Origin of the sequence: Mycobacterium sp. 2-64, assembly GCF_035918375.1 — a bacterium.
Taxonomy (GTDB): domain Bacteria; phylum Actinomycetota; class Actinomycetes; order Mycobacteriales; family Mycobacteriaceae; genus Mycobacterium; species Mycobacterium intracellulare.
The window spans coordinates 2,685,618-2,711,147 of sequence record NZ_CP142361.1 but is presented as its reverse complement, the minus strand read 5'-3'; the positions used below and the strand labels follow the sequence as shown (position 1 = coordinate 2,711,147).

At 68.9% G+C, this 25,530-nt stretch carries 25 protein-coding genes; 17 read left to right on the top strand and 8 right to left on the bottom strand.

The window, feature by feature from the left end; all coding sequences use genetic code 11:
- Nucleotides 1-3: 3 nt before the first annotated feature.
- From QGN31_RS12785 to QGN31_RS12775, 3 genes are read right to left on the bottom strand one after another with little or no spacing between them, the layout of a single operon-like run.
- Nucleotides 4-849, bottom strand: a complete 846-nt coding sequence (locus QGN31_RS12785) for a mycofactocin-coupled SDR family oxidoreductase (protein ID WP_201409365.1) — start codon at nucleotides 847-849, stop codon at nucleotides 4-6.
- Nucleotides 846-1,649, bottom strand: a complete 804-nt coding sequence (locus QGN31_RS12780) for a mycofactocin-coupled SDR family oxidoreductase (RefSeq protein ID WP_014384843.1) — start codon at nucleotides 1,647-1,649, stop codon at nucleotides 846-848. The genes QGN31_RS12785 and QGN31_RS12780 overlap by 4 nt, the downstream gene beginning before the upstream one ends.
- Entirely contained in the window at nucleotides 1,646-3,256 is a 1,611-nt protein-coding gene (locus QGN31_RS12775) for a flavin-containing monooxygenase (RefSeq protein WP_008257229.1), read from the bottom strand. Before QGN31_RS12775 ends, QGN31_RS12780 begins: the two co-directional genes overlap by 4 nt.
- 130 nt (nucleotides 3,257-3,386) lie before the next feature.
- On the opposite strand from QGN31_RS12775, the gene QGN31_RS12770 reads away from it, so the two are divergent.
- The 8 genes from QGN31_RS12770 to QGN31_RS12735 all read left to right on the top strand — a co-directional run bounded on the left by QGN31_RS12770 (nucleotide 3,387) and on the right by QGN31_RS12735 (nucleotide 10,271).
- Complete coding sequence (locus QGN31_RS12770; protein WP_008257233.1) at nucleotides 3,387-3,665, top strand: 2Fe-2S iron-sulfur cluster-binding protein; 279 nt, start codon at nucleotides 3,387-3,389, stop codon at nucleotides 3,663-3,665.
- Between the two features lie 90 nt (nucleotides 3,666-3,755).
- Nucleotides 3,756-4,940 (top strand): acyl-CoA dehydrogenase family protein, encoded by a 1,185-nt coding sequence (locus QGN31_RS12765; RefSeq protein WP_014384844.1) that lies wholly within the window; start codon nucleotides 3,756-3,758, stop codon nucleotides 4,938-4,940.
- A gap of 10 nt (nucleotides 4,941-4,950) precedes the next feature.
- Nucleotides 4,951-5,859, top strand: a complete 909-nt coding sequence (bphC, locus tag QGN31_RS12760) for a biphenyl-2,3-diol 1,2-dioxygenase (RefSeq protein ID WP_008257238.1) — start codon at nucleotides 4,951-4,953, stop codon at nucleotides 5,857-5,859.
- Entirely contained in the window at nucleotides 5,823-7,331 is a 1,509-nt protein-coding gene (locus QGN31_RS12755) for an FAD-dependent oxidoreductase (RefSeq protein ID WP_201409366.1), read from the top strand. Before bphC ends, QGN31_RS12755 begins: the two co-directional genes overlap by 37 nt.
- A gap of 158 nt (nucleotides 7,332-7,489) precedes the next feature.
- Nucleotides 7,490-8,326 (top strand): IclR family transcriptional regulator, encoded by an 837-nt coding sequence (locus tag QGN31_RS12750; protein WP_014384847.1) that lies wholly within the window; start codon nucleotides 7,490-7,492, stop codon nucleotides 8,324-8,326.
- Nucleotides 8,323-9,246 carry an alpha/beta hydrolase gene (locus tag QGN31_RS12745; RefSeq protein ID WP_201409367.1) on the top strand — a complete coding sequence of 308 codons (924 nt, stop codon included), beginning with the start codon at nucleotides 8,323-8,325 and terminating at the stop codon, nucleotides 9,244-9,246. Before QGN31_RS12750 ends, QGN31_RS12745 begins: the two co-directional genes overlap by 4 nt.
- A 58-nt stretch (nucleotides 9,247-9,304) precedes the next feature.
- A complete protein-coding gene (locus QGN31_RS12740) occupies nucleotides 9,305-9,652 on the top strand; it encodes a hypothetical protein (protein WP_009957256.1) in 348 nt (115 codons plus the stop codon).
- Nucleotides 9,645-10,271, top strand: coding sequence for a Dabb family protein (locus QGN31_RS12735; protein WP_095580114.1), 627 nt, complete (start codon nucleotides 9,645-9,647; stop codon nucleotides 10,269-10,271). The genes QGN31_RS12740 and QGN31_RS12735 overlap by 8 nt, the downstream gene beginning before the upstream one ends.
- On the opposite strand, the gene QGN31_RS12730 is transcribed toward QGN31_RS12735, so the two are convergent.
- On the bottom strand, nucleotides 10,268-11,155 hold the full coding sequence (locus QGN31_RS12730; protein WP_014384850.1) for an SDR family NAD(P)-dependent oxidoreductase: 888 nt from the start codon (nucleotides 11,153-11,155) through the stop codon (nucleotides 10,268-10,270). The two genes, QGN31_RS12735 and QGN31_RS12730, sit on opposite strands and share 4 nt — an antisense overlap.
- Nucleotides 11,152-13,089, bottom strand: coding sequence for a flavin-containing monooxygenase (locus tag QGN31_RS12725; RefSeq protein ID WP_201409368.1), 1,938 nt, complete (start codon nucleotides 13,087-13,089; stop codon nucleotides 11,152-11,154). The genes QGN31_RS12730 and QGN31_RS12725 overlap by 4 nt, the downstream gene beginning before the upstream one ends.
- A gap of 93 nt (nucleotides 13,090-13,182) precedes the next feature.
- Here QGN31_RS12725 and QGN31_RS12720 point away from each other — a divergent pair, with 93 nt between their 5' ends.
- The 8 genes from QGN31_RS12720 (at nucleotide 13,183) to QGN31_RS12685 (ending at nucleotide 21,370) form a co-directional block, all read left to right on the top strand.
- Nucleotides 13,183-14,781, top strand: coding sequence for an acyl-CoA synthetase (locus QGN31_RS12720; RefSeq protein WP_201409369.1), 1,599 nt, complete (start codon nucleotides 13,183-13,185; stop codon nucleotides 14,779-14,781).
- A gap of 76 nt (nucleotides 14,782-14,857) precedes the next feature.
- Nucleotides 14,858-15,997 (top strand): acyl-CoA dehydrogenase family protein, encoded by a 1,140-nt coding sequence (locus QGN31_RS12715; RefSeq protein WP_201409370.1) that lies wholly within the window; start codon nucleotides 14,858-14,860, stop codon nucleotides 15,995-15,997.
- Entirely contained in the window at nucleotides 15,994-17,019 is a 1,026-nt protein-coding gene (locus tag QGN31_RS12710) for an acyl-CoA dehydrogenase family protein (protein ID WP_201409371.1), read from the top strand. The genes QGN31_RS12715 and QGN31_RS12710 overlap by 4 nt, the downstream gene beginning before the upstream one ends.
- 71 nt (nucleotides 17,020-17,090) lie before the next feature.
- Nucleotides 17,091-17,579 (top strand): nuclear transport factor 2 family protein, encoded by a 489-nt coding sequence (locus tag QGN31_RS12705; protein ID WP_202348851.1) that lies wholly within the window; start codon nucleotides 17,091-17,093, stop codon nucleotides 17,577-17,579.
- A gap of 2 nt (nucleotides 17,580-17,581) precedes the next feature.
- Complete coding sequence (locus tag QGN31_RS12700) at nucleotides 17,582-18,451, top strand: SDR family NAD(P)-dependent oxidoreductase (RefSeq protein WP_201409494.1); 870 nt, start codon at nucleotides 17,582-17,584, stop codon at nucleotides 18,449-18,451.
- 12 nt (nucleotides 18,452-18,463) lie between these two features.
- Nucleotides 18,464-19,447, top strand: coding sequence for an alpha/beta hydrolase (locus QGN31_RS12695; protein ID WP_201409493.1), 984 nt, complete (start codon nucleotides 18,464-18,466; stop codon nucleotides 19,445-19,447).
- Nucleotides 19,448-19,493: 46 nt separating this feature from the next.
- Nucleotides 19,494-20,570 carry a hypothetical protein gene (locus QGN31_RS12690; protein ID WP_009957266.1) on the top strand — a complete coding sequence of 359 codons (1,077 nt, stop codon included), beginning with the start codon at nucleotides 19,494-19,496 and terminating at the stop codon, nucleotides 20,568-20,570.
- A 17-nt stretch (nucleotides 20,571-20,587) separates the two neighbouring features.
- On the top strand, nucleotides 20,588-21,370 hold the full coding sequence (locus tag QGN31_RS12685) for an SDR family NAD(P)-dependent oxidoreductase (RefSeq protein ID WP_014384856.1): 783 nt from the start codon (nucleotides 20,588-20,590) through the stop codon (nucleotides 21,368-21,370).
- 13 nt (nucleotides 21,371-21,383) lie between these two features.
- Here the strand turns inward: QGN31_RS12685 and QGN31_RS12680 are convergent, their stop codons facing one another.
- The 3 genes from QGN31_RS12680 to QGN31_RS12670 are packed head-to-tail and all read right to left on the bottom strand — an operon-like array spanning nucleotide 21,384 to nucleotide 23,622.
- On the bottom strand, nucleotides 21,384-22,196 hold the full coding sequence (locus tag QGN31_RS12680) for an SDR family NAD(P)-dependent oxidoreductase (protein ID WP_201409492.1): 813 nt from the start codon (nucleotides 22,194-22,196) through the stop codon (nucleotides 21,384-21,386).
- The gene (locus QGN31_RS12675; RefSeq protein ID WP_201409491.1) at nucleotides 22,196-22,483 is read right to left on the bottom strand and encodes a ferredoxin; all 288 of its coding nucleotides are present in this window, start codon (nucleotides 22,481-22,483) and stop codon (nucleotides 22,196-22,198) included. The genes QGN31_RS12680 and QGN31_RS12675 overlap by 1 nt, the downstream gene beginning before the upstream one ends.
- Nucleotides 22,483-23,622, bottom strand: a complete 1,140-nt coding sequence (locus QGN31_RS12670; protein WP_201409490.1) for a Rieske 2Fe-2S domain-containing protein — start codon at nucleotides 23,620-23,622, stop codon at nucleotides 22,483-22,485. Before QGN31_RS12670 ends, QGN31_RS12675 begins: the two co-directional genes overlap by 1 nt.
- Before the next feature lie 101 nt (nucleotides 23,623-23,723).
- Here QGN31_RS12670 and QGN31_RS12665 point away from each other — a divergent pair, with 101 nt between their 5' ends.
- Nucleotides 23,724-25,466 carry a 3-ketosteroid-delta-1-dehydrogenase gene (locus tag QGN31_RS12665; protein WP_201409489.1) on the top strand — a complete coding sequence of 581 codons (1,743 nt, stop codon included), beginning with the start codon at nucleotides 23,724-23,726 and terminating at the stop codon, nucleotides 25,464-25,466.
- The last annotated feature ends 64 nt before the right edge of the window (nucleotides 25,467-25,530 follow it).

Genomic DNA, 25,530 nt, shown 5'->3' with positions numbered 1-25,530 from the left:
CTCCTATCTTTGGGTGGCGCCCGCGTCGACGGGCAAGGTGATCGCGGTGATGTAGCGCGCCTCGTCGGAGGCGAGGAACAGCGCGGCGTTGGCGACGTCGAGGGGGTCGATCCACGGCACTGCGAGCATGTTCATCGAACGCGCGGCGTCGGCGAATTCGGCGCGCGTGGGCGGGCGGTCCAGGTCCGGGCGAAAGGCGCTGCTGACGACGTCGTTCTGGATCATCGGCGTGTCGACGTTGGTCGGGTTGACGCAGTTGACCCGGACATGGTGCGGCGCAAGCTCGTTGGCCATCGAGCGCATCAAGCCGACCACGCCGTGTTTGGCGGCCGTGTAGTGCGCGACGCCGACCAGGCCGCGCAGCCCGGCGATCGAGCTCGTCAGGATCACCGATCCGGCGCCGCGCGCGATGAGGTGGGGCACGCCGGCGCGGCAGGTGTGCCAGACCCCGGTGAGGTTGACGTCCAGCATGGTGCGCCAGGCGTTTTCGTCCAGCTCGACCGCCATGCCGCGCGACGTGATTCCCGCGGTCGCGCACACCACGTCCAGCCCGCCGAACCGCGCGGCGCCGCGGTCGGTGGCGGCCCGCATGCCGGCGAGGTCGCGGACGTCGACGATCTCGGGGTGCACCCGCCCGCCGGCCTCGCGGACCAGCGATGCGGTGGTGTCGAGGTCGTCCGGCGTGCTGTGCGGGACGAGCACCGTGTCGATCGGGCCGCACACGTCGAGCGCCACGATGTCGGCGCCCTCCTGGGCGAAGCGCACGGCCTGCGCGCGACCGATCCCCCGCGCCGCGCCGGTGATCAGGGCGAACTTGCCGTCGAGTCGCCCGCCGCGCGCCGCCCTCATGTCGTCTTCTGGGTCAGGCCGGCGTCGACGACGAGCTGGGTGCCGGTGATGTAGCGGGCCTCATCCGAGGCCAGGAACAGCACGGCGTTGGCGATGTCGACGGGCTCGACCCACGGCACCGGAAGCAGGTTGCGGGCCCGCAGCACCTCGGCGGCGTCGGCCTCCGTCGGGTTTTCCAGGTCCGGTCGCAGCCGCCGAAAGGTGGCCTCGTTGAGCACCATTGGGGTCGCGACGGGGCCTGGGTGCACGGTGTTGACCCGGATGCCGCGGGGCCCGAGCTCGTTGGCCAGCGTGCGGGCCAGTCCCACCACCGCGTGCTTGCTGGCGGTGTAGTGGGCGGTGTTGGGCAGGCCGCGAAGGCCGCTGGTGGAGCTGATGATGACGACGGAGCCGCCGTCACCACCGATATGCGGCACCCCGGCCCTGACGGTGTGCCAGACGCCGGTGAGGTTGATGTCCAGTGTGCGCCGCCACACCAGTGGGTCCAGTTCCCACGACGGCGCGCCCGGCAGGTGGACGCCGGCGTTGGCGACGATGGTGTCGAGGCGGCCCAGCTCGGCGACGCCGGCATCGATGGCGGCGGTGACGGCCCCGAGGTCGGTGACGTCGGCCAGCCCGGTCACGCAGCGCCGACCGCGATCGGCGACTTTCTCTGCGGTGTCGGCCAACTCGTCGGCCACGGCCGGGGCGTCGAGCGCGATCACGTCGGCGCCCTCGTCGGCGAACCGCTGGCAATGCACCCGGCCGGTTCCCTTGGCGGCGCCGGTGACGACGACGACCGTGTCCCGTAGACCCGTCATCGTTCGATGAGATCGAAGCCGCGGTAGCCGGCGTCGGCGACCTCGGCGCAGATGTCGTTATAGGTCGCGAAGCCCCCGACGAACAGCATGAAACCCCGGGGCTTTCCCGGCACGTTCGCGCCCATGTACCACGAGTTCGCCTTGGTGAACAGCGTCGTCTCGGCCCGACGGGCGCATTCGGCGCCCCAGCCGTCCACGCTGTCGACGCCTGCTTCGATCGCGGCGTAACCGTGCTCGTCCAGGAACGCGATGGCGTCGGCGATCCAGTTCACCTGGGCTTCGGCGTGCAGCACCATGTTCGCCAGCACGGCGGGCGCTCCCGGGCCCGAGATCAGGAACAGGTTGGGGAAGCCGTCGACGCCCAGCCCCAAATAGGTGCGGGGTCCGTGCGCCCAGTCGTCGCGCATAGCGGTGCCGCGGCGCCCGACGATATCGATCCGGCCCAGCGCACCGGTCATCGCGTCGAAACCCGTTGCCAGCACGATCATGTCGACGTCGTAGTGGGCGTCGGTCGTGTTGATGCCGGTGGTGTCGACGGATTCGATGGGGGTGGCGCGGACGCTGATCAGCGACACGTTCGGGCGGTTGAAGGTCTGAAAATAGTTGCTGTCGGTGCAGATTCGCTTGGTGCCGATGGGGTGGTCGTTGGGGATCAGGAGGTCGGCGACGGCCGGATCGTCGATGACGGCCCGGACCTTCTCCTCGTAGAATCGGCGGGCCTCTTCGTTGGCCTCCAGATCGGTCATCTGGTCCGGGAAGGTCTTCGAGAACAGCACACCGCCGAGCTGCCAACGCTTTTCGAACGCCGCTCGGCGCTCCTCGGGCGTGAACTGCATGGTGGGCTTCGGCGCGGTGATGTGGGGTGAGCCGCCGCCGCTGCGCCACGACAGCGCGCGTCGCTGGGCATATTCCGCCTTGATTTCGTCGAGCTCTTCGGCCGACAGCGGCCTGTTGCCCGCCGGCACGCTGTAGTTGGGTGTGCGCTGAAAGACGTAGAGGTGTGCGGCCCGCTCGGCGATGACCGGAATCGATTGAATGCCGGAGGATCCGGTGCCGATCACGGCCACCCGCTTGCCCGTGAAGTCGACGGGGTCGTGGGGCCATTGCGCGGTGTGGTAGATCTCGCCGGCGAAGGTGTCCAGGCCGTCGAAGTCCGGGGTCAGCGCGGCCGACAACGGACCGGTAGCCATGAGACAGAACCGCGCCGAGATCGTCTGGCCGGCATCGGTGGTGATCGTCCAGCGCAGCGTCGTCTCGTCGAGCGTCGCGGAGACCACGCGGGTGCGCAGCGCGATGTCGCGGCGCAGGTCGAGTTTGTCGGCGACCCAGTTCAGGTACGCCAGGATCTCGGCCTGTGTGGCGTAGCGTTCGGTCCAGTTCCATTCCTGCTGCAGTTCGTCGGAGAACGAGTAGCAGTAGTCGACGCTCTCGACGTCGCAGCGCGCGCCGGGATACCGGTTGTAGTACCAGGTCCCGCCGATCTCGGGCGCGGCTTCCAGGACTCGCACCGAAAGCCCCTGGCCGCGCAGCTTGTGCAGGGCGTACAGGCCGGCGAACCCCGCGCCGACCACGACCACATCGAGAGCCTGTTCGCCGGGATCGTTCACAACCAGTCACGGTAAGGCCTGCGGGATCGCGCACCGCTCCCCCTCCCGGTCACCGGACGCCGGGGGCGCATCTTCCCGGCCACCGGGCAGCTGGGTTCGCCCTGCCGTCTGGATCGCTCACGATCGGCGGATGCCGCAAGTCGCGCGCGTCGACGTCGAGCTGGACGGTCGACGCCATCATTTGTGCTGGCCCCACGGGCAGACGCTGGTCGAGACATTGCTCGAGGCGGGCATCGCCGTGCCCCACTCGTGCCGGGAGGGCCGCTGCGGCTCGTGCGTGGCGACCGTGGTCGCGGGCGAGGTCGACATGGTTCCGTGCGACGTGTTGGACGCCGACGATCTCGAGGAGGGCCTGATTCTGGCCTGCCAGGCGCGGCCCGCGGGCACCGATGTTCATGTCGAATTTTGACCGCGTTGTGTCCGCTCATCGGGATTTACTTTGGGACGGGTCGGGACTGCGGTAGACCATTACTAAGCACCCACACGTAAGGACAACGATATGAGCGACCGGGTACTGGACCGGGTAGTGGCCATGGCCGATCAGCTGCGCGAACAGGCCGCGGAGGCCGAGCAACTCGGCCGGCTCACCGACGACACCGTCAAGCTGATGAAGGGCGCCGGGCTGATCCGGCTGCTGCAGACCAAGCAGTATCAGGGCTTCGAGGTCCACCCCCGCGAGTTCGCCGAGACGACGATGGCCACCGCGGCGCTCGATCCCGCGGCGGGCTGGATCGTCGGCGTGGTGGGCGTGCACCCCTACCAGCTCGCCTACGCCGACCCGAAGGTGGCCGCCGAGATCTGGGCCGACGACGTCGACACCTGGATGGCGTCGCCCTACGCGCCGCAGGGCGTGGCCAAACCGGTCGACGGCGGCTACCTGTTCAACGGGCGCTGGCAGTTCAGTTCGGGCACCGACCATTGCGACTGGATCATCCTGGGCGCCATGCTCGGCGACGAGAAGGGCATCCCGTTGATGCCGCCGCAAATGCTGCACATGATCCTGCCGCGCAAGGACTACGAGATCGTCGAGGACTCGTGGAATGTGGTGGGGCTGCGCGGAACCGGCTCCAAGGACGTCATCGTCAAAGACGCGTTCGTCCCGACCTACCGGACCATGGACGCGGCGAAGGTGATGGACGGCACCGCCCAGCGCGAGGCCGGCATGACCGAGCCGCTGTACCTGATGCCGTGGTCGACGATGTTCCCGCTCGGCATTTCGGCGGCCACCATCGGCATCGCCGAGGGGGCGCTGGCCGCGCACCTCGATTACCAGCGCGGCCGGGTGGGCGCCACCGGGACCGCGATCAAGGACGACCCCTACGTGATGCACGCGATCGGCGAGGCTGCCGCCGACATCAACGCCGCCCGCCAGGAGCTGCTGGCCAACGCCGACCGCATCTACGACATGGTCGCCGCGGGCAAGGAGGTGTCGTTCGCCGACCGCGCGGCCGGGCGCCGCACGCAGGTTCGCGCGGTGTGGCGCGCGGTCTCCGCCGTCGACGAGATCTTCGCCCGCTCCGGCGGCAACGCGGCCCGGATGGACAAACCGCTGCAACGGTATTGGCGTGACGTGCACGTCGGCCAGATGCACGCCATCCATGTGCCGGGCACCACGTACCACGCGGCGGCGCTGAGTTCGATCGGCATCGACCCGCCCGAAGGCCCGCTGCGGGCCTTGATCTGAGGGGTTTTCAATGTCTGACCTGAAAAGCCTTGGCTACATCACGGTTTCGACCTCAGACATCGAGCGTTGGCGCCATTTCGCGTTCGGTGTGCTGGGATTCGCCGAAGGGAAAGGACCCGACGAGTCCGCGCTGTACTTGCGGATGGACGAACGCGCGGCCCGGATCATCGTCGTCCCCGGCGAGGTTGACCGGGTGATCACGGTCGGCTGGGAAGTGCGTGACCACCAGGCGCTGCAACGGGTCAAGGCCGCCCTGGACGGCGCCGGTGTCGGTTTCAAGGAATTGTCCGTCCAGGAGGCCGACGCCCGCCGCGTCGAAGAGGTGATCACCTTCGAGGATCCGGCCGGCACCACGCTGGAGGTGTTCCACAGCGCGGTGCTCGACCACAGCCCGGTGATCACCCCGTTCGGCGCGAAGTTCGTGACGGGCGACCAGGGTCTGGGCCACGTCGTCGTGCCGGCGACCGATTTCAACGGCGTCGTCGACTTCTACACCGAGGTGCTCGGTTTCCGGTCTCGTGGCGCGTTCCGGGTGCCGCTGCCCGCCGAGTTCGGACCGATCCGGGTGCGGTTCCTCGGCATCAACGCGCGCCATCACAGCCTGGCGATCTGCCCCGCCGCCCAGCAGCGCGACCCCGGGCTGGTGCACGTCATGGTGGAGGTGGACACCCTCGACGCCGTCGGCCAGGCGCTCGACCGCGTCAACGCCGATGGCTTCACCGTCGCGTCCACGCTGGGCCGGCACACCAACGACAAGATGGTGTCCTTCTACGTCCGCGCGCCCGGCGACTGGGACATCGAATTCGGCACCGACGGGATGCGGGTCGACGAAACGTATTACACCGCAGAGGAAATCACCGCCGACAGCTATTGGGGCCACGAGTGGATTCCGGAACCACCCGCGGCCATGCGCATGTGATCGCCGAATCTGACGTGACGCCGGTGGCGGCGTCGTCGATCACGTCGTGGGACGCCGAGGCCGACGTCGTCATCGCCGGCTATGGGATCGCGGGCGCCGCGGCGGCGGTGGAAGCCGCCCGGTCCGGCGCCGACGTCCTGGTGCTCGAGCGCACCGGATCCTGGGGCGGCGCGGCATCGATGGCGGGCGGATTCATCTACCTCGGGGGCGGCACGCCGCTGCAAAAGGCTTGCGGCTTCAGCGATTCGGTCGACAACATGGCGGCGTTCCTCAACGTCGCGATGGGCCCCGGCGCCGACGAGGCCAGGATCGCCGACTATTGCGCCGGCAGCGTCGCCCACTTCGACTGGCTGGTGGGCTGCGGCGTCCCGTTCAAGGCGGAGTTCTTCTCCGAGCCGGGCTGGGAGCCCATGGGCGACCAGGGGTTGATGTACAGCGGCGGCGAAAACTCCTATCCGTTCAACACGATCGCCTCCCCCGCCCCGCGCGGGCACGTCCCGCAGATGCAGAACAAGAAGCAGGGCGAAGCGAGTGCGGGCTACATGCTGATGAAGCCCCTCGTCGAAACGGCCACCGCCGCCGGGGCGCGGGCCCTCTACGACGTGCGGGTGCAGCGGCTGATCACCGAATCCGACGGCCGGGTGGTGGGCATCTGCGCCCGCCAGTACGGCAACGACATGACGATCCGGGCGCGCCGCGGGGTCGTGCTGGCCACCGGCAGTTTCGCCTACAACGACGCGATGGTGGCGCGCTACGCGCCGCGCATCGCGGGGCGGCCGGCCGCGTCGATCGAGCAGCACGACGGGCAGGCGATCCGGATGGCGCAGGCGCTGGGCGCCGACCTGGCGCACATGGACGCCACCGAGGTCGCGATCTTCGTCGACCCCCAGCAGCTGGTGCGCGGCATCCTGGTCAACGGGCGCGGTCAGCGCTACGTCGCCGAGGACACCTATCCGGGGCGGATCGGCCAGCTCACGCTGTACCAGCAGGACAACGTCGCGTACCTGATCATCGACGGCGACGCGCAGGAGGCGGCGGAGGCCTCGTGGTCGCCGAAGCTGATGCTGCGCCCGGCGACCTGGGTGGCCGACACCGTCGCGGACCTGGAGCGCGACATGGGCCTGCCGCCCGGTTCGCTGCAGGCCACCGTGGCCGTCTACAACGAGGGCGCCGCGCGCGGCGAGGATCCGCTGCTGCACAAGAAGTCCGAGTGGATCAAGCCGATCGGATCGCCGGTCGGCGCGATCGACCTGCGGGAAAGCACCGGCGGCTTCACCCTGGGCGGGCTGGCGACCACGCTGGACGCCGAGGTGCTGCACGTCAGCGGCGCGCCCATACCCGGGCTGTTCGCCGCCGGCCGGTGCACCGCCGGCCTGGCCGCGTGGGGCTACGCCAGCGGCGTCTCGCTCGGTGACGGCAGCTTCTACGGCCGCCGCGCCGGGCGCTCGGCGAGTCTTTTTCCGCGGGCGTAACGCCACGGTGGGATATCCCGCCGAAATTGCACCCCTGCGTTACGAGCGTGCGAGGAGCGCCTCCCGCTCGCGGGTTCTTTCGGCACGCCATGTGACAGCGGCCACAGCCCTGTGGTAGAACTATATTCCTAATAGGAATATGCCAGCCAGGAGGATGAATGGCCGCGCCCGCCGAAACCCCCACCGCCGTCATCGACCGCATCTCGCTGGTCCTGGACGCCTTCGACGGCCCCGGACGCCTCACGCTGGCCCAGATCGTGCGGCGTACCGGCCTGCCGCGCTCGTCGGCGCACCGGATGCTCGAGCGGCTGGTTCAACTGCGCTGGCTGCGTCGCAGCGGTCGTGACTACGAGCTCGGCATGCGGCTGGTGGAGCTGGGTTCGCTTGCCGTGCACCAGGATCGGTTGGTGCGGGCGGCGGGCCCACTGCTGGGTGAATTGCACCGCGCCACCGGGCTTGTCGTGCACCTCGCGGTGCTCGACGGAGCCGACGTCGTCTACCTCGACAAGGTCGGCGACCGCATGGTCGGTGCGATCCCCACCCGGGTCGGCGGCCGTCAGCCCGCGCACTGCACCGCGGTCGGCAAGGCGATCCTGGCTTATCGCGACGAGGAGACCGACATCGACTTGGGCGCCCGCCTGACCAAATACTCGATCTCCAGCGCTCCGCAACTGGCGACGGAACTGGCCAAGGTCAGGGCGCACGGCGTCGCCTACGAGCGCGAAGAATCCCTACTGGGGTTTGGCTGTGTCGCGGCCCCGATCGGGAGTCCCGGTGAGGCCGTGGCGGCCGTGTCGGTGTGCGGTCCGCTGAATCGCATGGCGCTCGACCAGCGCCTCGCCGCCCCGGTGCGAATGACCGCGATGGGCGTGTGGCGCAACGTGGAGGGCGGCCCGCAACGAGTCGCCCCGACCCTGCAGCCGCTGCGGCCGCTGCTTTCCCTGCGGTCACAACACCCCGCCCCCGCGCGACAACCCGCCCTGCAGTACGCGTGAGCCTCGACCCGCAGATCGCGGCGATCATCGAGCAATTGGACAGTGGGTTCCCCCCGGTTCAGGAGATGAGCGGCGCGCAGGCTCGAGCCCTCATCCGGTCCAGATTGGTGCCGCCGGCGCGGCCCGAACCCATCGCCGAGGCCGCCGATCGCTCCATCGACGGTCGGGACGGCCCGATACCCGTCCGCGTGTACCGTCCCGACGCGGCCGGACCGCTGCCGATCGTGGTCTATGCACACGGCGGCGGGTTCGTCTTCTGTGACCTGGACAGCCACGACGGGCTGTGCCGCAACCTCGCCAACCTCGTTCCCGCCGTGGTTGTTTCGGTCGGCTATCGGTTGGCCCCGGAGAATCCCTGGCCGGCGGCGGCCGAGGACGTGTACGCGGTGACGCGCTGGGCGTACGACAACGCCGGGTCGCTCGGGGCCGATCCCGGCCGTCTGGTCGTGGGCGGCGACAGCGCCGGCGGCAACCTGGCCGCGGTGACCGCGATCATGGCTCGCGACCGCGGCGGCCCGGCGCCAGCGGCCCAACTGCTGCTCTACCCGGTGATCGCGGCCGACTTCGACACCGAGTCCTACCGGCTGTTCGGCCAGGGCTTCTACAACCCCAAGTCGGCGCTGCAGTGGTACTGGGACTGCTACGTGCCCTCGCACGACGGCCGCGCCCACCCCTACGCCACACCGCTGAACGCCGACCTGCGCGGGCTCCCGCCCGCGGTGGTGGTGGTCGCCGGCCACGATCCCCTGCGCGACGAGGGACTGGCCTACGGCGCCGCCCTGACAGCGGCCGGCGTGCCGACACGGCAATTGTGTTACGACGGCGGCATTCACGGGTTCATGACGATGCCGACGCTCGACATCGCGCACCGGGCGCGTAAAGAGGCGACCGCCGCCCTCGCCGAGCTATTGCAACGGTAGGTTCCCGGTGGCTGGGAGCCGACGACGCCGCGTCCCCGGCGTGCCATACGGTCGGCTCATGGCCGAGGGCGAAGTCTTCGTGATCGACCGGGTGGTGACCCGACCCGGGTGTGCCCGCCGATTCGTCGACGCCTACCTCGCCGAATACGCCCCCGGCGCGCGCGCCCGCGGGATGACGCTGCGCGACATCCTCGTGAGCCCACCGATCTGGTTCGACGATGACAGCAACGTCATCACCGCGACCTGGACGCTGCCCAGCGCGCAGGCATGGTGGGAGATGACCTGGAAAGGCCGACCGGATCCGGCGTTGGGCGAATGGTGGTCGCGGATCGGCGAATTGGTCACCGAGCGGTCCCGCTCCTTTGCCGCGGCCGCCGACGACGTCGACGGGCTGTGCGATGTATAACCTCACGCGGCTGATCGACGTCGCCGACGCCGATCGCGACCGGATCCTCGACGAGCTGCGCACGACCGCCCGCGCGGCGGCGCCGCTGCGCGGGGTGGTGCAGCCGACGCTGCCCGGCTCGCGCAACGGGGGCGACATCCTGCTGCACCTGCGGTTCGCCACCGCGGACCAATGTGCCCGCGCGACAGAGGATCTCGCTGCCGTGCTGGCCGATCCGGCGGTGGATCGGGTCAACGGCGCGAGCTATGCGGGTTCGCCCGTGCGCTGCGGCGAGGCGGCCGGCACGGTCTACCGGACGCTGTTGCTGCGCGTGCAGCCGGGCACACCCGAGCCCACCCTCGCCCGGTTCGAGCGCGAGCTGTCGTCGATGCCGCGGTACCTACCGACGATCCGGGCCTGGCAGCTGAGCCGGGTGTCCGCGCCGGTCGGAACCTGCTCGTGGACACACGTGTTCGAGCAGGAGTTCGCCGACGTCGAGGCGCTGATGGGGCCCTACCTGATGCACCCCGTCCACTGGGCGGTGGTGGACCGCTGGTTCGACCCGGAAACCACCGACGTGATCATCCGCGACCGGGTATGCCACAGCTTCTGCGCCATCCCCGACCCGGTGCTGAGCTAGACGCCCGCGGGCAGGATGCCCGGATTGGCGGTCGCCGGCGGCTGTAACGGGGGCAGCACTTCGGTACCGTCCAGGCTGTGCACCGGCAGTCGCTGCGACCACGGGTAGTGCAGGCTGAAGGCGACCAATCCGGTGCGCTCCGCGGCGGGCAGATGGCACATTGCCAGCACGGTCTCGGCCAGATATTCGACCGGTTCGGTCGGGAACGAATCCGGGATCAGTTGCGCGGCACCGGGCGTGCGTACCGCGGTCGACGGGCCGACGCAGTTCACCGCGATGTTGGCGTCCAGCAGCTCGGCGGCCACGCCCTGGGTGAACCGGTGCAGCGCAGCTTTCAGGGACGCGTAGACCACGTCGCCGGAGGTCTTGTTGTATTCGCGGTACGGCCGAACCGGGGCCACGCCGGTGACCGAACCGAGGTTGACAATCCAGCCCGCCCCTTGGCCACGCATATGCGGCACGGCCGATTTCGTCAGCGCGAACGGGATGCGCAGGTAGTGCTCCACGGTGCGGTCGAACGTCTCCAGGCTCATGTCCTCGACCAACGCGTAGTCGGCGAAACCGGCGTTGTTGACCAGGATGTCGATGCGTCCGGTTCGGTCCAGGACCGCGTCGACCAAACCGTCGCGCTGCTGCGCATCCTCCAGGTCGCTTGCAATGCCGAACGCCGAGCCGCCGTCGGCCTCGATCAGTTCCACCGTTTCCCCGATGGTGCCGGGCAGAGCGGTGGCCGTTCCGGCCCGCGTCGACAACGAAGGCGTGTGCGATCGTGCGGTGACCGCGACCGTGGCGCCCTCGGCCGCCAGCCGCCGCGCGATGGCGCGGCCGATGCCTCGGCTGCTTCCGGTGACCAAAGCGGTTTTGCCCGACAGTAATCGGCTCATCGAAGTTCGAGATCCTCCTCGGCCGGGGCGCGGTGATCGCGCCAGAAGTCGACCAGGCGGTACGGGAAGGCGATGACGATCCGGTCGCCGGAACGGTAGTAGGTGTGGGCCGACGGCGTGTGGCGCCATACGGTGCCGGCCATCGTTGCATCGAGGCGGGCGACGTAGTCCTCGTAGGCGCGCTGCGTCACCTCCAAGGTGGTGGCCTTGCGCAGCGCCATCAACTGCAGGCATTCCATCACGTAGTGCACCATCACTTCGACACCGAAGTTGTGCCCCGCGCCGTGACCCGGACTGTAGTTGGGGGCCGAGGAGATGAACAGGTTCGGGAATCCCGGCACCATCCCGCCGCGGTAGGCCCGCGGCGAGTCGCCCCATTCCTCGGTCAACTTCTTGCCGTCGCGACCCCGAATATCCACCGTGGAAAGGAAATCCAGGTAATAGCCGGTTGCGTAGACGATGACGTCGAGGTCGATCTGCCTGCCGTCGGCGGTCACGATGCCGGCCTCGTTGACCCGCGCGGGCTCACTGGCCTCGACGTCCACGTGCTCGCGGGCCAGCGCCGCGTAATAGCCGCCGGGATCGCGGATGATCCGCTTGCCGTAGGGCGCAAAGTCGGGCGTGACCTTGCGGGCGAGCTCGCTGCCCGCACCGAACACGCGATCGATGTAATCGAGGCAGATCTGCAACAGCACGTCGTTGGCCGGCGAGATCGACAGATGCTCGGCCGCCCACTGCTCGTCATGCAGGATCACCGGATAGTTGTTGTCCGATGTCCCCCAATAGGACTTGAGCCGAATCCAATTGGCGTAGTAGGGCAACCGGGTGCCCAGCCACCGGCGATAGGCGGGAACGTCGTCGGAGGGCCGGCGCCGCGGCGCGACCCAGTGCGGCTGGCGTTGAAACACCGTCATGTGCGCGACCTGGTCCACGCACGCGTCGACGATCTGGACCGCGGTGCACCCGGCACCGATGATCGCGACCCTCTTCCCCGTGAGATCCAGGTTCGGATCCCACCGCGCGGAATGGAGAGAAATTCCCGAAAACGTCTCGCGGCCCGGGAGTTCCGGCCACCGCGGCCGGTTGAGGTACCCGGCGGCCGGGATCACTGCGTTCGCGTAACTGACGTCGCGGGTTCCGTCCGGTCCGACCGCGTGGATCTGCCACTGCCGGCGGCCCTCGTCCCACCACAACGCTTTCACCTCGGTACCGAACCGGGTGTTCCTGCGGAGGTCGTTCTTGTTCGCCACCGACACCAGGTAGGCCTGATACTCCGCACCCTGCGGGTAATAACTCGACCAGTCGCCGTTGATGTCTCGCGAGAGCGAGTAGTAGGCCGAGGGCGTGTCCACCCCGATGCCGGGATAGGTGGTGGTGTACCAGGTGCCGCCGACCTCGTCGTTGCGCTCGATGATCTGATAGTCGATACCGGCGTCCGCGCACGCGAGCGCGGCGGTGATGCCGGCGATGCCCGCGCCGATGATGACCACCCGGAAGTCGGCGGGAAGCTTTGCGGTGCGCGGCAGTACCGGTTGTGAGGGCTGGAAACCACCCTGTTCGAGGAGCAGTCCGAGGTACTCGGGGTCGATCGTTCCGCCGAGTGCGATGGGGGCGACGCGGGCGAACAGGTCGAGGTCGTCGGCCGGCACCGCGTCCGCCCGGCGCGGCTCCCGCAGCGCCGTGACGATCTCGTCGATGAGCTGCGCGGCCGTTTCCGGATCGGTGACGCCCGCCTGCTCCGGCGGGTCGGGCACATGGGTGATTTTCGGTGCGAACCGCTCGGCGACGGTCGGGTCCCCGGTCAGCTGCGCCAGCACGGCGACCAGAACGCCAGGATCGGCCTGGCGCAGGTTGGCGCGCAGTTCGTCGACTTCGTCGAAATCCGGGCCCGCCCATCCGGCACTTTCAGTCGTGAACGGGACGCCACTGCTCATGCCACCGAGTATCGGGGCGATCCGCGGCCATGGGCAGGGCCGTGTCTACTCAGCGGGACGCGAACGACCCGCCGACGGGCATCGGCGCCTACCGTGACCGGCATGCAGTCCGACGACCTCGACGCCATGATCGAACGGGCGCGTCGCCAGGGGCTCGGCGATATCCCACGGCGATCGGCCCGCAGGCACCCGCACAAGGTCGCGATCATCGACGACGGTGTCGCGCTGACATTCGCCGAATTCGACCACCTGGTGGACCGGGCGGCGGCGGCGTTGCACGACAGCGGGTTTCGGCCCGGCAGCCGATTAGGGCTCTTGTCACGCAACTGCTGGCAGTACGCCGTGCTGGCATTCGCGACGGCCCGTGCGGGAGTGGTCCTGGTCCCGATCAACTTCATGCTGACCGCCGAGGAGATCGCCTACATCCTCGGCCACAGCCGGGTCGGCGGCCTGGTCGTCGAGGCGGATCTGACACCGACCGCCGAGGAGGCGATTCGGCGAGGTGGGGTGGTCAGGGCCAAGGTCGCCCTGGTGCCGAGGGGCCACCAGGGCGTGCCAGGTTGGGCGGATTTCAGCCAGTGGCTGACCACCGACGCGCCCGCCCCGAGCCCGCACATCGACGACGACCAACCCGTGCGGCTGATGTACACCAGCGGGACCGAATCCCGGCCCAAGGCCGCCATTCACACCAGCCGCAGCCTGATGTGGCAGTACGTCAGCACGATCGTCGCCGGCGAGATGTCGCACGACGACGTCGAGATCCACTCGCTCCCGCTGTATCACTGTGCGCAGCTGGACAACTTCCTGGCCACCGACATCTACCTCGGCGCCACCAGCATCATCCTGCCCCGGCCCGAGCCCGACGCGGTGTTGCGCACCATCGCGCGCTACCGCGTCACCAACTATTTCGCTCCCCCGACGGTGTGGATCTCGCTGCTGCGCTCACCGGTGTTCGACGAGGTCGACCTGTCCAGCCTGCGTAAGGGCTATTACGGGGCCTCGGCCATGCCGGCGGAAATCCTGCGCGAGATCCGCGAGCGGCTGCCCAACCTGCGGCTGTGGAACTTCTACGGCCAGACCGAGTTGGCGCCGCTGGCCTGCGCCCTGGGACCCGACGAGCAGGACGCCCACGGCGGCTCGGCCGGCCGGCCGGTGCTCAACGTGGAAACCGCCATCCTCGACGACGACGACAACCCGGTCACCGCCGGCGCGGTCGGCGAGATCGCGCACCGCAGCCCGCACTTGACGCCCGGCTACCTCGACGACCCGGAGCGCACCGCCGCGGCCTTCAAGGGCGGCTGGTTCCACTCCGGCGACCTGGGCTACTTCGACGAACACGGACTGCTGCACGTCGTCGACCGCAAGAAGGACATGATCAACAGCGGCGGCGAAAACGTGGCCAGCCGGGAGGTCGAGGAGATCCTCTACCGGCACAACGGTGTTCAGGAAGTCGCGGTGTTCGGACTCCCGCACCCGGTGTGGGTGGAGACGGTGGTGGCCGCCGTCGTCCCGCGCGACGGCACCGTTCTCACCGAAGAGGACCTGGTCTCGCACTGCCGGGAGCGCTTGGCCGGATTCAAGACGCCCAAACGCGTCTTCTTCGTCGACGAGCTGCCGAAGAACCCCAGCGGGAAGCTGCTCAAACGCGTACTGCGGGAGCGTTTCAGTCTCGATCAGCACGCCCTCAGTTGATCCCGGGCCGACGCCTCCTCACTACAGTGGCCGGGATGAGCCCAGTTCTCGATACCGACACCCTGAAGACGCGCTGATGGCACTCCCCCGTCTGGTCCCGCCGGCCAGTGCCGACGCCGCGATCGCCCAGGAGTTGCGCAACGAGGTGCGCGATTTTCTAGCCGATCAATTGGCCGCGGGCGCGTTCACCCCTTCGGTCGACGCCTGGCTGACGGGCTGGGACGAAAGTTTCACCGGCGCCCTCGCGGCCCGCGGGTGGCTGGGCATGACCGTGCCGACCGAATACGGCGGGCACGGGCGCTCATTCCTGGAACGGTTCGTCGTCACCGAGGAACTCCTGGCCGCCGGCGCACCCGTGGCCGCGCACTGGATCGCCGATCGCCAGATCGTGCCCTCGCTACTCAAATACGGTACAGAGCACCAGAAGTCGGAGTTCCTGCCCCGGATCGTGCGCGGCGAATGCTTTTTCGGCATCGGGATGAGCGAGCCGGACTCCGGTTCCGATCTGGCCAGCGTGCACACCCGCGCCGCCCGCGTCGACGGCGGCTGGTCGCTCACCGGCACCAAAGTGTGGACGTCGGGCGCCCACCTCGCGCACGCGTTCATCGCGCTTGCACGCACCGCACCGGTAGACCCGGCGAACCGGCACGCCGGGCTGAGCCAGTTCATCGTCGACCTGCGGGGCCCCGGCGTCGAGATCCGGCCGATCGTGTCGATGAACGGCGCCCACCATTTCAACGAGGTGATCCTGGAATCGGCCTTCGTCCCCGACGCCATGGTCTTCGGTGAGATCGGCAACGGCTGGCAACAGGTGACCTCCGAGCTCGCCTTCGAACGCAGCGGGCCCGAGCGGTTCCTGTCGACGTTCGTGCTGTTGGCGGCCTGCGCCGATCGCATGGCGTCAAACGCCACCCCGCGCGACCCCGATCTGGGGCGCCTGGTGGCGCGCATCGCCGGCCTACATCAGATGTCCACCGCGGTGGCGGGCGCACTGGAACGGCACGAACCCGCGGACCTGCCCGCCGCGGTCGTCAAGGTGCTGGGCACCACCACCGAAGGCGACATCGCGGAATTCGCCGACCTGCAGAAGGCCCCCGACTCGGCCTTCTCGGACCTGGTGTGCGCGGCCGTCGATCAGCGGCCCGGCTTCACACTGCGCGGCGGCACCAACGAGGTGTTGCGCGGTGTGCTCGCGCGCGGGTTGGGCATCCGATGAGCGCCGGGCCCTCCGTTGACGGCGCCCTCGTCGAGATGATGGACGCGGTGTTCTCCGATTACCGCGACAAGCACCCGCCCGCGGCGACGATCGAGCGCGACCCCGCGCTGTGGCGGCGCCTCGACGAACTCGGCCTCGTTCGCCTGACCGGTGCCGAACAGCACGGCGGTAGCGGGGCAACCTGGTACGAAGCCGCCGAACTGGTGACCGCGGCCGCCGGCCACGGGGTTCGAATCCCGTTGGCCGAGCACGACTTATTGGCCTGCTGGCTGCTGGAGGCCAGCGAAATGCCCTCGGACGACGCGGTTCGGACCGTGTGCGTGCTCGACAAGCAGGGAACCGCAACGGCGGTGCCCTGGGCCACTTCCGCCGACCGGATCGTGGTCGTGTGGCGCGCCGAGGGCGGACACCGGGTTGCCGACGTCGCCACCGAGCAGCTCACGATCACCCCGGGCAGCAACCTGATCGGCGAGCCACGCGACACGGTGACCGCCGAACCGGCGGACCTGCAAGGGATCCCGGTCACCGCGGCGCTGCTCACCCAGCTCCGGCTGAAAGCCGCGCTGGTGCGATCCATCCAAGTGAGCGCCGCCCTGGATCGGATCCTGCAGCTGTGCGTCGACCACGCGGCCGCGCGGGTCCAGTTCGGTCGCCCCCTGGCCAAGTTCCAGGCCGTACAGAACCTGATCTCCGATATCGCCGCCGAGGCCGCGCTCGCCCGCGCGGCGACCGAGGCCGCACTGCACGCCGGGGTCATCGGTCAATGGTCGGCGCCGCACCTGGAATTCCTTGTGGCCGTGGCGCGTTCGTGCGGCGGCCACGCCACCTCGGTGGTGGTGCGCAACGCCCACCAAGTGCACGGCGCGATCGGCACCACCCGGGAGCACCGGTTGCACGAGTTCACCCGCGCGGCGCTCGCGTGGCGCTCGGAGTTCGGCTCCGCGCGGTATTGGGACGGACGGATCACCGACGCGGCCATGCACGCGAGCGCCGGAGCCCTGTGGGAGCTGATCACCGGCTGAATTCCAGGCCGTGTTCCACTGACCGGGCATCGGCGATGTTACCGGGACCACACCGGAGTTGACTCGTGCCCATGAGCACCGACATCACGCTGCCGGAATTACAGGAGTTCATTGCGTCCTTCTGGTACCACTACGACGAGGCCCACTACGACGAGCTGAGGCGCAGCTACGCCGAGGATGTCCGCTACCTGACCCGAAGCGATTCCGGCGCAAGCCCATTCGAAGAGCTGATGTCACCGGAGCTCACCGGTCGTGACGCGGTGATGGAATGGCTGTCCGAGCATCGCAAGCAAAGCCCCTACCCGTTGCGCCACCACGCCACCAACGTGCACCGCACCGGCGCTGACGACGAGGTCACCCGCGCGCGCTTCTATATCTTCGTCAACCAGATCGCCAACTTCGTGCCGTTCGCGGTGTCCAGCGGGGTGGTCAACGTGGGCGTCCGGCGCCGCGGCGCGGGCCCACTAGGCCTGGAGTTCACCGAGATGGACGTGATCCTCGACGCCACCAACTCGGTCCTGCTCTCGGACCTGCACGCCGAAAGCGGCGCCGGCGCATAGTCATGGACGCTCGGGGCATCTTCGGGGGCGGCGTCGCGGTCATCACCGGCGCCGGATCCGGCGTCGGCGCCGGGCTGGCCCGGTACGCCGACCGGTTGGGCATGACGGTCGTGCTGGCCGACGTCGACGGGGCGGCGGTCGCGGCGCTGCGCGAGGAGCTGTCCGCCGGTGGCGGCGTGGCGCACGACGTCGTCTGCGACGTGCGAGACCCCGAGGCCGTGCAGGACCTCGCCGACCGCGCCTACCGCGACGCCGGTCCCGTGCGCCTGTTGGTGAACAACGCGGGGATCGAACAATTCGGCTACCTCTGGGATACGCCGGTGGCCAATTGGCAACGCGTCATGGACGTCAACGTCAGCGGCGTCTTCCACGGCGTGCGGGCCTTTCTGCCGAAGATGATGGCCACCGATGACCAGGCGTGGGTGTGGAACATCGCGTCGGTGGGTGCGGTGGTGGCGATCGCGTTGCAGGCGCCCTACATCGTGAGCAAGCACGCGGTGTTGTCGTTGACCGAATGTTTGCACCTCGAGGTACAGGCCACGGGACACGACCATCACATCCACGTCCAGGCCGTGCTGCCCGGGCCGGTGCGCTCCAACATCTTCGAGTCGGCGGGCGGCGTGGACCCGGGCGCGGCGGGCGACGCCGCCGCCGAAACCCAACGCTCGACCATGCTCGGGATCAAGGCGGCGTCCATGGATCCGCTGGAAGCCGCCGAGAGGATCTTCGGACAGTCCGCCGAGGGTCGCTTCTATCTGCACACCCACCCGGACAGCGTCGGCGCGGCGATGGCCGAGCGGGCCAATGTGCTGGCCGCCCAACAACCCCCACGACTGCGGACCGAGACCCGGTTCGAATCCGCACCGCACTGACGTGACCGCGACATGACCCCGCACGCACTGGATCCCGACGCGGCCGCCCGCATCGCCTCGTTCGGCGAGATCGCTCCGATGCGGCAGCGGGGTTTGGCCGCGGTGCGCGCCGGACTCGAATCCGCGCCGCTGCCGCCACACATGCCCGAGATGGCCAGCCTCACCGAGACGCTCGTCCCCAACGACGGCAACGACTTACCGGTCCGGATTTATTGTCCGACAACGGCTTCCGGCGGCCCGGTGCTGGTCTATTTTCACGGGGGCGGGCTGGTGATGGGATCCAACCGCTCGTTCGAACCGCTGGCCCGTGAGCTCGCCTCGGCTGCGGCGGCCACCGTGGTGGCCGTGGACTACCGGCTCGCCCCGGAGTCAGCGCCGCCCGCCCAGTTCGACGACGCCTATGCCGCCACCGAATGGGTGTCGCGAAACGCCGCCGAATTGGGCGTCGACGCCGAGCGGCTCGCGGTGGTCGGCGACAGCGCCGGGGGTGCGCTGGCGGCGGCGGTGGCGCTCGCCGCGCGGGATCGCCACGGGCCGGCCATCTGCGCGCAGGTGCTGCTGTATCCCGGCCTGGACCGCGACATGTCCGTCGCCTCGATCGCCGCGATGCCCGACGCACCGCTGCTCACCCGCGATGACATCGAGTACATGCACGCGCTGGCCGACGGCGACGCCGGCCCGCCCACGGACCCGTATCAGGTTCCCGCGTACGCGACCGATCTGTCGGGCCTACCGCCGGCGATCGTGGTCACCGGGGGCTGCGACCCGATCCGGGACTGGGGTGAGCGCTACGCCGACCGGCTGCGCGACGCCGGCGTGCAGACCACCGTCACCCGCTATCCCGGGATGTACCACGGCTTTCTGATGCGCTCCGATGCCACCGCTCGGGGGCGGCTGGCCCTCGCGGAGATCGGGGCGCTGCTGCGCGCCAAGTTCGCCCATCCGCTTCGGTTTGACGTCCCGATCACCGGACAGCCGTCGACCGCATCGCCGTGATGCTGCGCACAATCAACCAACCTTGAACCGACAAAGGAGACCGCTGATGCTCACCGACGAGCGCCGGATGGAGCTTTCCGACGTGCTGCGACCGGCCGCGCCGCCCCGCGAGATCGACAACGTCTACACCGACGACCAGCGCGAGCGCCTTCTCGACGTGGTGCGCACGGAAGGCCCGTGGAAGCTGATCATCGCCCAGCACTTCGCGTCCGCCGACGAGTTGATGGCGACGATGAGCGGCATGTTCCCCGAGGGGTTCAGTCCGTCGCTGGATTTGTTTTTGACCCCGACCTTCCGCGGCTATCTCGCGAACTACGGCGCCGTGCTCTACCCGCAACTGCACGACTGCTTCTACAACGAGCGCTTCCTGCAGATGGCCAAGGAGTACTGGAACGCCGAATACGCCAAGCCCCAGTTGATGCTGTTCAACATCAACGGGCCGTGCGCCAATCGCGACCCCGGCCACTTGGATTCGCCGAGCTTCCGCGGTGTGCGGCACGAAAACGCCCCGACCTGGTTGACCAGCGTCATGGGCAAATCCGGCCTGTTCCGCGACTATCTGATCAAGATGGCGCAGGTCATCACCTGGTTCTCACTCGATGCCGGCAGCGGCTTCACCTACTGGCCGCACGGTCCGCTCAAGGCGCCACAACGCATCCTGCCGCCGATCAACAATCGCGGCGTGGTGGTGCAAAACGAGATGATGGTGCACCGCGGTGAGGCGAATGGCCCACTGGATCAACAGATTCCGCCTGGACTGGCGTTCGACACCGTGTTCGCCGGCGACCCGACGAGCCGCGAGCATTGGCTGCTGAAAAACGGCGAAGACGTGATCGCCCGCCACCACACCGACGAGCTGCGGTTTCTGGTGCACTGGTCGGCCGAAGTGTTCTCCGACTTCGACGAGCTGAAAAAGAACATGGACGGCAGCGACGACCTGACCGTCGACAAGGCCATCGACATCATGGTCGACGACCTCAAGGGCAAGGGCATCGACCTCGACATCCCGGCCGAGCCGCTGCACGACCCGGCGTTCATCAGCGCGCTCAACGCCGCCTATGACCTGGGCGGCCCGGCCACCTATCCGGAGGAAGCCCCGATCAGCGCCTTCCAACTGGCGTGACCGAAAGGCCTTGCACCGTGGATCGTTTCGCCGATCGGCGCGTCATCGTCACCGGTGCCGGCTCCGGCATCGGACAGGCCACCGTGGCCCGGCTGCTCGACGAGGGGGCCACCGTCGTGGCCTATGACGTCTCGGCGGACGGGCTGGCGCGCACGGCGGCCGCCGCCGACGAGGCCGGCACGGCCAAGCGACTGACCACCGCGGTGCTCGATATCTCCGTCGAGGACGATGTCGTTGCCGCCGTCGATGCCGCGGCGGCCGACCTGGGCGGCCTCGAGGTACTGGTCAATGTTGCTGCGGTGCAGACCTGTTCGCACACTCACGAGACCACGCTGGCCGACTGGAACCGGACGCTGGCGGTCAATCTGACCGGCACCTTTCTGATGACGCGTCAGGCACTACCGGCGCTGCTCGAATCCGGCCGAGGTGTCGTCGTCAACTTCACCTCGACCGCTGCGTCGTTCGCCCACCCCTACATGGCCGCGTATGCCGCCAGCAAGGGCGGCATCTTGAGTTTCACCCATTCGCTGGCGCTGGAGTACTCCAAGCGAGGGCTGCGCGCGGTCAACATCCAGCCCGGCGGGATCTCGACGGCGCTGGCCAACAGCACGCTCGAGAAAATGCCCGACGGCTATGACCTGGGCCTGTGGGCCAAGCAGACTCCGCTGCTGCACGGTGCGGACAGCGAAATCCTTGGCGACGCAAGCGCGGTCGCCGCGGTGATCGCCATGGTCGCTTCCGACGACGGGGCATTCGTCACCGGAACGGAGATTCGCGTCGACGGCGGCGCGCACGCGTGAGCGTCCCGCCCGGCTAGCGCACCACGACGCTGCTCGGCGTCCGGGGCGAGCCGAGCATTTCCCGGTGCGACGGCGGGCGGCGGCCGCCCTCGTCGGTGATCCCATAACGCTCAGCGAGTTCCGCCCCGATCAGCGCCTGCCCGCTCAGCTCCTCCAGGTGCGGATCGCAGAACAACGCGTGGATCAAATGCCCGGTGAATTCGGGTGTTTCGGCATGCTCGGCCGTTGCGGCCAGCGCCGCAGGATCCGCACTGAAAGCGGCGCGGAGCTTTTCGGTCAGCAGGATGCCCATCCAGATCGACACCGTCGCGACCCCGGTGCCCCGGAAGTCCACCGCCATGTCGGCGACCATCTTGTCGACGCCGGCCTTCTGCGCACCGTACGCGGGACCGTGCATGTAGCACACCGACCCCGGCGAGGACGTGAACGCGATCAGGCCGCGGCCGGCGGCGACCAGCAGCGGCGCGGCGCACCATGACGCGACGTAGGACGATCGCAATCCCACATCGAGCACATCGGCCAGCTCGAGTGGCTTCTCCCAGAAGGGCTTTGGGCTGACCAGCGCGTCGGAGATGGCCGCGGCGTTGTTGACCAGGAGGTCGAGGCGGCCGCACTCATCGTGCACGCGGTCGAACAAGCCCTTGACGGCGTCGTCGTCCCCGTGATCGACACGGACGGCCACGACGCCGGGTGGGGCGTCGCTGATGGTGCGGCTCGTCCCATACACCCGCCAGTCGCGGGCGGCGAGCGCGGCCGCGATACCGCGTCCCGCGCCGCGGCTGGCTCCTGTCACGACGGCGACGCGTGCTGCACCATTCACGGTCATCAGATTACGGGGTCGACGACCGCCAATTCTCCTGTGGCCACGGCGGCCTGGATCGAGTCCCGCAGCGCGGCACACACCAGGAACGGCCCGCGATGATGACCGGTGAGGCGCTCGGCCTCACGGCGCTCGATGCAGCGCTTCGCGGCATCGGCGTTCCACTGCACACTCGTCTGGTTCCAGCTGCTCTTGCGGGCCAGCACCCGCGCACCGCACTCGCGGCACGTGACCGGGGCCATGGGCGTGTCGACCAGTCGATTGTCGGTCCTGGCGGACCAGTCGAGTGCCATCACACCGAGCCGGCCGCGGCGGACCGCGCCGCCAGGTTCGCCTCGACCTCTTTCATCCACGCCTCGTAGGGCCGGGTCGTGTCGAGTTCGAACTCGAAGCGATCCACCATGTCCGGTTGCACGTCGGCGACGTCGACGTAGAACTGCTGATACCAGCGACGCAGCTGATACACCGGCCCGTCCTCCTCGACCAGGAGCGGGTTGTCGATGCGCGCCTTATGCCGCCAGATCTCGACGTCCTGCTCGAAACCGAGCTTGACGTAGTCGCCGAGGGTGATCGCGGTTTCCATCGCCTGGTCGTCGGGCATCACCCCCGACTTTTTCACGATGATGCCGTATTGCAGCACAAAGGAATTCGCGTCGATCGGATAGTGGCAATTGATGAGGATCGTGTTGGCGTCGCCATGCTCGTAGTGATATGTCAGGTCATCGATCATGAACGAGGGACCGTAGTAGGACGCCACCGACGTCGTCCCCAGCATCTGCGATCCGGTGCCACCCATGTCCGGCCGGCTGCCGCCGTTCATGTATTGCGTGGCGACGTGGCCCTCGAAGATGTTCTTGAAGTACGTGGGCAACGAGCCGTGAATATAGAAGAAGTGCGCCATATCCACGACGTTGTCGATGATTTCGCGGCAGTTGCTTCCCACGACCGTGGTGTACCAATGCCAGTCGGTCCACTGGTCGCTGGTGGCGCCCTCGATGCGCGGGATCGTCACGTCCGGTGGCGGCGGTTTGCGCTCGGGGTCGTTCCAGACGAACAGCATGCCGTCCTGCTGCAGCGTCGTCCAGGCTTGTGTGCGGGCCAGTTTGGGGGTGCGACGGCTGTAGGGCACCTGCTTGCAGCGGCCGTCGCCGCCCCAGCGCCAGTCGTGGAACGGGCAGGCGATCTCGTCGCCCTTCACCTCGCCCTGGGACAGGTCGCCGCCCATGTGCCGGCAATAGCTGTCGAGCACGTTGATGTTGCCGTCACCGCTGCGGAACACGACGAGCTTCTGTCCGAAGGCGTTGATCGCGTGAGGTTTGCCGTCGGCGAAGTCCCGGATCAGTCCCAGGCAGTGCCAGCCGCGGGCGAACCGCGTCGGCGCCGCCTGCGCTTCTATCAACCGAATTTCGTCGGCCTCAGTCTGCGACGTCATGGGCGCGATTCAACTCCCCCGGGCCGGCGTGTGGGCCGGGTTGTTCCACTCATCAGGACGGCTCTTCCGGTATCGCGCCTGCGCGGCCTACCGTTTCGAACGTGACGACGCGCAGCACGACGATCCCTGCCGGGCTTCCCGTGGCCGACACCGCCGTGGATCTGCTCGTCGTCGGCTCCGGCACCGGCATGGCGGCGGCGTTGGCCGCCCACGAATCCGGATTGTCGGCGTTGATCGTGGAGAAATCGTCGTACGTGGGCGGCTCGACCGCCCGGTCCGGCGGCGCGCTGTGGCTGCCGGCCAGCCCGGTGCTGGCCGAGGCCGGCGCCGGCGACACCGCCGAAAGCGCCGGCGCCTACCTGGACTCGGTGGTCGCCGGGTCGGCGCCCGCGCAGCGGTCGGCCGGGTTCCTGGCGCACGTGTCGGCGACGGTGGACATGCTGCGCCGCATGACGCCGCTGCGGCTGTTCTGGGCCCGCGACTATTCCGACTACCACCCCGAGGCGCCCGGTGGCAGCGCGGCCGGGCGCACCTGCGAATGCCGTCCGTTCGACACCTCGCTGCTCGGCGCGTACCGCACCCGGCTGGAGCCCGGCCTGATGGAGGTCAGTGTTCCGATGCCGACGACGGGCGCCGACTACCGCTGGATGAATCTGGTCGCCCGGATGCCGCGCAAGGGCATTCCCACGTACGGCAAGCGATTGGCGCAGGGCGTGGCGGGCCGCATGGTGGGCCGGCGCTACGCGGCGGGCGGTCAGGGCCTGGCGGCCGGGCTGTTCACCGGTGTGCTGCGCGCCGGGATCCCCGTGTGGACCGACACCGCGCTCGTGCGGCTCGTCCGCGACGGCGAACGCGTGACGGGCGCCGTCGTCGATCACGGCGGCCGCGAGGTGACGATCACCGCCCGGCGCGGCGTCGTGCTGGCGACCGGCGGTTTCGACCACAGCATGGACATGCGGTGGAAATTCCAATCGGAGTCGTTGGGCGCCGATCTCAGCCTCGGTGCCGCGGCGAACACCGGCGACGGCATCCGGGCGGGCCAGGAACTCGGCGCCGGCATCGACCTGATGGATCAGGCGTGGTGGTTCCCCGCCATCGCGCCGTTGCCCGGCAAGGCGCCCGCGGTGATGCTGGCCGAGCGGTCGCTTCCGGGCTGCCTCATCGTGGACCAGCACGGGCGCCGGTTCGCCAACGAAGCGACCGACTACATGTCGTTCGGGCAGCGGGTGCTCGAGCTGGAGCGATCCGGCAGCCCGGTCGAGGCGATGTGGATCATCTTCGACCAGCAATACCGCAACAGTTATGTCTTTGGCGCCGAACTGTTCCCGCGCATGCGCGTCCCGCAGGCCTGGTATGACGCCGGCATTGCGGCCCGCGCCGATAATCTCACCGATCTGGGCGCGCGGATCGGTGTACCGGTGTCGGCGTTCTTCGAGACGATGACGCGGTTCAACCACAACGCCGCCGCAGGCGAGGATCCCGACTTCGGCCGCGGCCGCAGCGCGTACGACCGTTATTACGGCGACCCGACGGTCAAGCCGAACCCGAATCTGCGTCCGTTGGTCAACGGCCCCTTCTACGCCGTGAAGGTGGTGCTGTCCGATCTGGGCACCTGCGGTGGGCTCAGGACCGACGAGCGGGCGCGGGTGCTGCGTGAGGACGGCGGGGTGATCGCCGGGTTGTACGCGATCGGCAACACCGCCGCGAACGCGTTCGGCACGACGTATCCGGGTGCGGGCGCGACGATTGCGCAGGGTCTGGTGTACGGCTACATCGCGGCCCAGGACGCGGCGATCGCGAGCGCGGCGCAGCCGGGCGAGGCGGGTCGCCGCCATCGGAGCTAGCGGCGATCGCGAAGGCGGCGCAGCCGGGCGAGGCGGGTCGCCGCCATCGGAGCTAGCGGCGATG

What these genes read in the sequence shown, in the direction of transcription:
- QGN31_RS12785 (WP_201409365.1), bottom strand. Translation starts at nt 849, where the DNA reads ATGAGGGCGGCGCGCGGCGGGCGACTCGACGGCAAGTTCGCCCTGATC.
- QGN31_RS12780 (WP_014384843.1), bottom strand. Translation starts at nt 1,649, where the DNA reads ATGACGGGTCTACGGGACACGGTCGTCGTCGTCACCGGCGCCGCCAAG.
- QGN31_RS12770 (WP_008257233.1), top strand. Translation starts at nt 3,387, where the DNA reads ATGCCGCAAGTCGCGCGCGTCGACGTCGAGCTGGACGGTCGACGCCAT.
- QGN31_RS12765 (WP_014384844.1), top strand. Translation starts at nt 3,756, where the DNA reads ATGAGCGACCGGGTACTGGACCGGGTAGTGGCCATGGCCGATCAGCTG.
- bphC (WP_008257238.1), top strand. Translation starts at nt 4,951, where the DNA reads ATGTCTGACCTGAAAAGCCTTGGCTACATCACGGTTTCGACCTCAGAC.
- QGN31_RS12750 (WP_014384847.1), top strand. Translation starts at nt 7,490, where the DNA reads ATGGCCGCGCCCGCCGAAACCCCCACCGCCGTCATCGACCGCATCTCG.
- QGN31_RS12740 (WP_009957256.1), top strand. Translation starts at nt 9,305, where the DNA reads ATGGCCGAGGGCGAAGTCTTCGTGATCGACCGGGTGGTGACCCGACCC.
- QGN31_RS12735 (WP_095580114.1), top strand. Translation starts at nt 9,645, where the DNA reads ATGTATAACCTCACGCGGCTGATCGACGTCGCCGACGCCGATCGCGAC.
- QGN31_RS12730 (WP_014384850.1), bottom strand. Translation starts at nt 11,155, where the DNA reads ATGAGCCGATTACTGTCGGGCAAAACCGCTTTGGTCACCGGAAGCAGC.
- QGN31_RS12725 (WP_201409368.1), bottom strand. Translation starts at nt 13,089, where the DNA reads ATGAGCAGTGGCGTCCCGTTCACGACTGAAAGTGCCGGATGGGCGGGC.
- QGN31_RS12715 (WP_201409370.1), top strand. Translation starts at nt 14,858, where the DNA reads ATGGCACTCCCCCGTCTGGTCCCGCCGGCCAGTGCCGACGCCGCGATC.
- QGN31_RS12710 (WP_201409371.1), top strand. Translation starts at nt 15,994, where the DNA reads ATGAGCGCCGGGCCCTCCGTTGACGGCGCCCTCGTCGAGATGATGGAC.
- QGN31_RS12705 (WP_202348851.1), top strand. Translation starts at nt 17,091, where the DNA reads ATGAGCACCGACATCACGCTGCCGGAATTACAGGAGTTCATTGCGTCC.
- QGN31_RS12700 (WP_201409494.1), top strand. Translation starts at nt 17,582, where the DNA reads ATGGACGCTCGGGGCATCTTCGGGGGCGGCGTCGCGGTCATCACCGGC.
- QGN31_RS12695 (WP_201409493.1), top strand. Translation starts at nt 18,464, where the DNA reads ATGACCCCGCACGCACTGGATCCCGACGCGGCCGCCCGCATCGCCTCG.
- QGN31_RS12690 (WP_009957266.1), top strand. Translation starts at nt 19,494, where the DNA reads ATGCTCACCGACGAGCGCCGGATGGAGCTTTCCGACGTGCTGCGACCG.
- QGN31_RS12680 (WP_201409492.1), bottom strand. Translation starts at nt 22,196, where the DNA reads ATGACCGTGAATGGTGCAGCACGCGTCGCCGTCGTGACAGGAGCCAGC.
- QGN31_RS12675 (WP_201409491.1), bottom strand. Translation starts at nt 22,483, where the DNA reads ATGGCACTCGACTGGTCCGCCAGGACCGACAATCGACTGGTCGACACG.
- QGN31_RS12670 (WP_201409490.1), bottom strand. Translation starts at nt 23,622, where the DNA reads ATGACGTCGCAGACTGAGGCCGACGAAATTCGGTTGATAGAAGCGCAG.